The sequence below is a fragment of the Edaphobacter aggregans DSM 19364 genome (assembly GCF_000745965.1).
Lineage (GTDB): Bacteria > Acidobacteriota > Terriglobia > Terriglobales > Acidobacteriaceae > Edaphobacter > Edaphobacter aggregans.
The window spans coordinates 1-4,522 of sequence record NZ_JQKI01000251.1 but is presented as its reverse complement, the minus strand read 5'-3'; the positions used below and the strand labels follow the sequence as shown (position 1 = coordinate 4,522).

5 protein-coding genes are annotated in these 4,522 nt (G+C 53.9%); 3 read left to right on the top strand and 2 right to left on the bottom strand.

Annotated features, from left to right (window positions below; all coding sequences use genetic code 11):
- The first annotated feature begins 252 nt into the window (after positions 1-252).
- Complete coding sequence (locus Q363_RS30705; RefSeq protein ID WP_051979577.1) at positions 253-729, top strand: TetR family transcriptional regulator C-terminal domain-containing protein; 477 nt, start codon at positions 253-255, stop codon at positions 727-729.
- A gap of 79 nt (positions 730-808) precedes the next feature.
- Positions 809-1,603: an alpha/beta fold hydrolase gene (locus Q363_RS30700; protein WP_035358359.1), complete on the top strand. Its 795-nt coding sequence runs from the start codon at positions 809-811 to the stop codon at positions 1,601-1,603.
- A 329-nt stretch (positions 1,604-1,932) separates the two neighbouring features.
- On the opposite strand, the gene Q363_RS30695 is transcribed toward Q363_RS30700, so the two are convergent.
- Entirely contained in the window at positions 1,933-3,165 is a 1,233-nt protein-coding gene (locus Q363_RS30695) for an NHL repeat-containing protein (RefSeq protein WP_064742762.1), read from the bottom strand.
- A gap of 642 nt (positions 3,166-3,807) precedes the next feature.
- Here Q363_RS30695 and Q363_RS47250 point away from each other — a divergent pair.
- The gene (locus Q363_RS47250) at positions 3,808-3,978 is read left to right on the top strand and encodes a methyltransferase domain-containing protein (protein ID WP_084080946.1); all 171 of its coding nucleotides are present in this window, start codon (positions 3,808-3,810) and stop codon (positions 3,976-3,978) included.
- 195 nt (positions 3,979-4,173) lie between these two features.
- On the opposite strand, the gene Q363_RS30690 is transcribed toward Q363_RS47250, so the two are convergent.
- Positions 4,174-4,522 (bottom strand): YbhB/YbcL family Raf kinase inhibitor-like protein (locus tag Q363_RS30690; RefSeq protein ID WP_035358357.1); only part of this gene is annotated, 349 nt, incomplete at its 5' end.

Genomic DNA, 4,522 nt, shown 5'->3' with positions numbered 1-4,522 from the left:
GTCTTTCGCCGTGTAACTGGTACGACCCCTGGGCTTTGGTTGCGAGATGCTGGATAAAGGATTATTTGGACAACAGTTGCGGTCTGGAAAGTGGTTTAGAAACGCTCGCCGTCAAAGTTCAGTGAAGAGATGGAAATGAACATATTGGCTGTGTCAACCGGTGTTCCGGGGGGGGAACTTATAAACCAGCGGCGGCGTCTCGCAATTACGAGTTCACTTCCAGTAACGGAGAATTGGACCCGCGTAGCCCAAATGGCCCATTTTGTCGCGTATAGTTGCCATACCCCAACAAAGGCCTCCCTCGTAGTTGAAGTGCTGAAGCGGTACCGCGAGCAACTGGTCCGTACGACCGAGAGGCTCGACCATGAATTGCCTAACCCACTGGACAGGCTTAAATGGATTGTTCAACGCTGGGAGACCTGTATTCAGGACCAGAGCGAAAGCTTTTGCGTCGCGACTTTATTGACAGCCGAGCTTCCTGTGTTGCCACAAGAGGTGAGAGCCGAGGTGCGGCATTATTTTGATCATCTGGGCGAGTGGCTGGAAAGTACATTTGCTCAAGGCAGAAGAGCAGGACGCATCTTCTTTCATGGCACCCCGCGGGTAGAAGCCCAGAACTTCATCGCCTTGGTTCATGGAGCAATGCTCTCTGCACGTGCTTATGGCGCCTGCGGAGTATATCGAGATATTACTCAGAGCACTCTAAAGAGACTTTCGATTCGGAAGTAGCAGTGAACTCAGCGGTTCAGGGGTTCTTTGTCTCATAACCTACCTATTAAACGGTAGACAAATAGAAAAGGACGCTATTATGCGCACAGTAAAACAACTAGTAAAGCAGGCAGCCGTTACCACAGCAACAGTTGCTCTCGGGATGACTCTTGTTTCAACTTCGGCCCAAGCGCAGAACCAGGAGCAAGCAAGAGTTACCAATGTCGTAATCGTCCATGGCGCACTTGTCGATGGTTCAGGCTGGAGGGATGTCTACGAATTGCTGATCAGAGACGGATTCAAGGTAACAATCGTGCAGGAGCCGCTAACATCACTTGCCGACGACGTTGCGGCGACCAAACGCATACTTGATTTCGAGGACGGACCTACCATCCTTGTGGGGCAGAGCTATGGAGGAACTGTCATCACTCAGGCGGGAACCGATCCAAAAGTGAAGGCGCTAGTGTACGTTTCCGCAACCGCCCCCGAGGTAGGTGAGAGCACGGCACAACTTGTTATGTCTATTCCTCCTGCAAGCAACAACATACATCCGACCGCAGACGGCTTCCTATTCGAAAATCCGGCCGACTTTGCGGCAGATTTCGCGGCAGATGTACCCAACAAGGCATCGGTTGAGTTTATGGCTCATTCCCAGGCATTTGTCGCCGCGACAGCTTTTGCGGCGCCTGTCAGTGAAGCTGCCTGGCATAACAAACCAAGTTATGGTGTAGTGCCTACGGAAGATCGCATTATTAATCCTGAGTTAGAACGTAAGATGTACCGGCGCGCAGGTGCGAAGGTGACGGAAGTTAAAGGTGCGAGCCACAGCGTCTTCGTATCCCAGCCCAGGGTCGTTGCCGACGTCATTGAAGAGGCGGCCCGCGATACCAATTAGCTCCCATTTACCCGAAACCATACTTCGCTGACCAGTGCTCGGTATAGCTTCATCCATCGATAAGGATGGAGGCTGGATCCCTTCACAAGAAAGGCCAATCGCGTTCGTCCCGACATAGCGATCGCCTCTCGCGATAGATCACTAAGCCTGCTTACAGTGATGCTGGCATGACGTGACTGTCGAGTAGCGTCTTTTCTTGCAGACACATCTTGCATATTCCAGTGGGCACAGTGTCCTATATTTCTTGAGTCCGTAAGAATGATGAATATCGCGGCTCCGAGCACGATCACAGAGACAAACAGACCCCTATATCGTTGGACATGTCATGTTCACTCGGATGGTTTAGGCCACACGACGCCTTGATCTAGTGTGGTGACCGGCGCCAAACCTTTGTAAACGAACTTCTGCACGCGCTGCCCATGATAGGTCTCAGTGGTAAAGATGTTACCTTTCGAATCTGTCGCAATGCTGTGTACGGCGTAGAATTCGCCAGGCTGGCGTCCTCCATCTCCGAAACTCGTTAAGACCCTGAGCGTTTCGCGGTCGATGATGTGAACCTTCTGGTTGGTTCCATCGCTCGCGTAAAGGTACTTCTGCTGCGGATCCTTCGAGAAGGCCAAGTCCCAGATCGACCCGTCGCCCAAAGTTTTTGGATAGAAAAAGCTTTCCCGAAGAAATGTACCGTCTGGTTTGAAAACCTGGATTCGATCATTTAGGCGGTCACAGACGTATAGCAGGTTGTCGTCCGAGAGCACTGCGCAGTGAACCGGGCTGCGGAACTGCTGATCGTGTGGCGCATCAGGATTGTATGCGCCGGGATCGGTGTCGTCTGGCTTATGACCGTACGCACCCCAATGCCGTTTGTATTTGCCGGTGTCGGCGTCGAACACGATCACTCTCTTATTACCGTACCCGTCAGCGACGTACAGTTCATTGGTTTTGGGATCCACCCACATTTTGGCCGGTCCTCTAAGATTCGCGATGTCGTTGCTGCCTTTGCTCGCTCCAGCCTTGCCAATTTGCATCAGGAATTTTCCGTCCTGGGTAAACTTCAAGATCATACTGTCATGGTAGGCACCCGGATCGACATGACCCTCGTCTACTACAGGTCTAGACCCGCCCTTGCCATTGCCACCAATCCACACGTTACCTTGATAATCCACTGTGATTCCGTGCGTCGAAACCGGCCAGTCATATCCTGGACCTGGCCCGCCCCAGTGCCCAATGAGGTTACCAGCCTCATCAAACTCGAGAACAGGCGGTGCTGCAGCGCAGCAATCACCGGCAACAGGATTCTGTTGAGAGTATGTCTCTTTCAGGTCGAGGGAACCCTGGCGATGGATAATCCAGATATGGTCCTGGGCATCGACCGACACGCCGATGGTCATTCCGAGAATCCAATGGTTCGGCAAGGGTTTCGGCCACATTGGGTCCACTTCAAACCTTGGCGCTTGGAAACCGGCGGCCTGTACAGCGGCTCGCTTCTGGAACACGACGGCCCCAACACCTAGGGCGACGACTAGCGCGACAAGAGCTGCACCGATCGTGAGTTCTCGTTTCAACGTCTTATCCCTCCGACTCTCCGGTTCTCTGGTTCCAGTCCCACGCGTTTCCGGCGGGCATTTCCAGCGTGGACATCAAACTCGTGCATAGTATGCTTCCCCTGCCATCGACACAACCATTTGCCACGAGAGCAGCTCGCTAGCAACCATGAGTGATTCTCCAAGATCTCGGACTGCTGGAGGAGCAGGCTCACGCCGCCAGACGCAGTGGTAGGCTGATCGCACGATGGACATCATGCTTGTATTTCACCCACCGAAAAGCAAAGCTAAGGTCGCCTTTTTCGCGGCAGTTGAAAGTTCGGACTGGAGCTGCACCCAGACAAGATGCGCCGGTCGAGTTCGGGCGTTACGCCGAACAGAACCGGAAACGAAGAGGGGAAGGCAAGCCTGAGACCTTCGACTTCCTTCGTTCAATGGTAAGCAAGCCTGTCCTCAGTTGACTTGCCCTTTCGAAGTTGTGATTTGAACAGCGGGTTCGGGGTAACTCAACACGCCAAACCATCGCCAAGCTGGCGGTGCATCCGGCTTGGGAATGGTGTATGGGATCGATCACTCCGCAGAAAGCGTACGCGTGGCGTCGAAAGTAAATGCGAAGTTGATCAAGGCTGATCGTGTAGAGATCCGTGAGAGCTTGGTACGCAACTGCCGTACGCGAATGACACATTCGACCTAGTCGCTGCTGTCGAAACGCACTTTTTCTGGCTCGATCTGGCAGGCGATGTGCGTGAGGTATTGCGCGTCGTCAAGCCGGGCGGGATGTTCGTCGTGATTGCCGAGGTGCACAAGGCGCGAACGCAGCGATGTCGAGGATAGTGGAGAAATATGCTCCGAAGACAGGAATGACGCTGCTCACTCCGAATGAACATCATGGCCTTCTTGTAGGAGCGGGTTTCGCAGATGTTCAAGTGTTCACCGACGTGTCGAAAGGCGGGGTGTGTGCGGTCGGCAGGAAGTTATAACTGCTCGCTGATCATCGCGTCGATGCATGTCATCGAGCAGGAAGCCTGGCTATCGCCTGAATGTGCCCACCCATTCCGCCTGCGCTAAAACGTGTCTCTTCATGGCGCGTTCTAGCTCCTGCCGGCTGGCGCCGGTCTTCAAATCCAGCTTAGCGTCAAGCGCATACAGTTTGAAGAAGTAGCGATGCGCTTTGCCGGGAGGTGGGCATGGGCCGCCATAACCGATGCGACGGAAATCATTTGCGCCTTGACACGCACCATTCTCGAGGATTTCCCGCGTGGGCACGGCCTCTGGCAGAGCCTTAAGATGGGCGGGAATGTTCCAGATCACCCAATGCGTCCACGTTCCTCCGGGGGCATCAGGATCATCCGCGATGAGCGCCAATGAGCGTGCTGCG

Coding starts and splice junctions, on each gene's coding strand:
- Q363_RS30705 (WP_051979577.1), top strand. CDS start 253: ATGGCCCATTTTGTCGCGTATAGTTGCCATACCCCAACAAAGGCCTCC.
- Q363_RS30700 (WP_035358359.1), top strand. CDS start 809: ATGCGCACAGTAAAACAACTAGTAAAGCAGGCAGCCGTTACCACAGCA.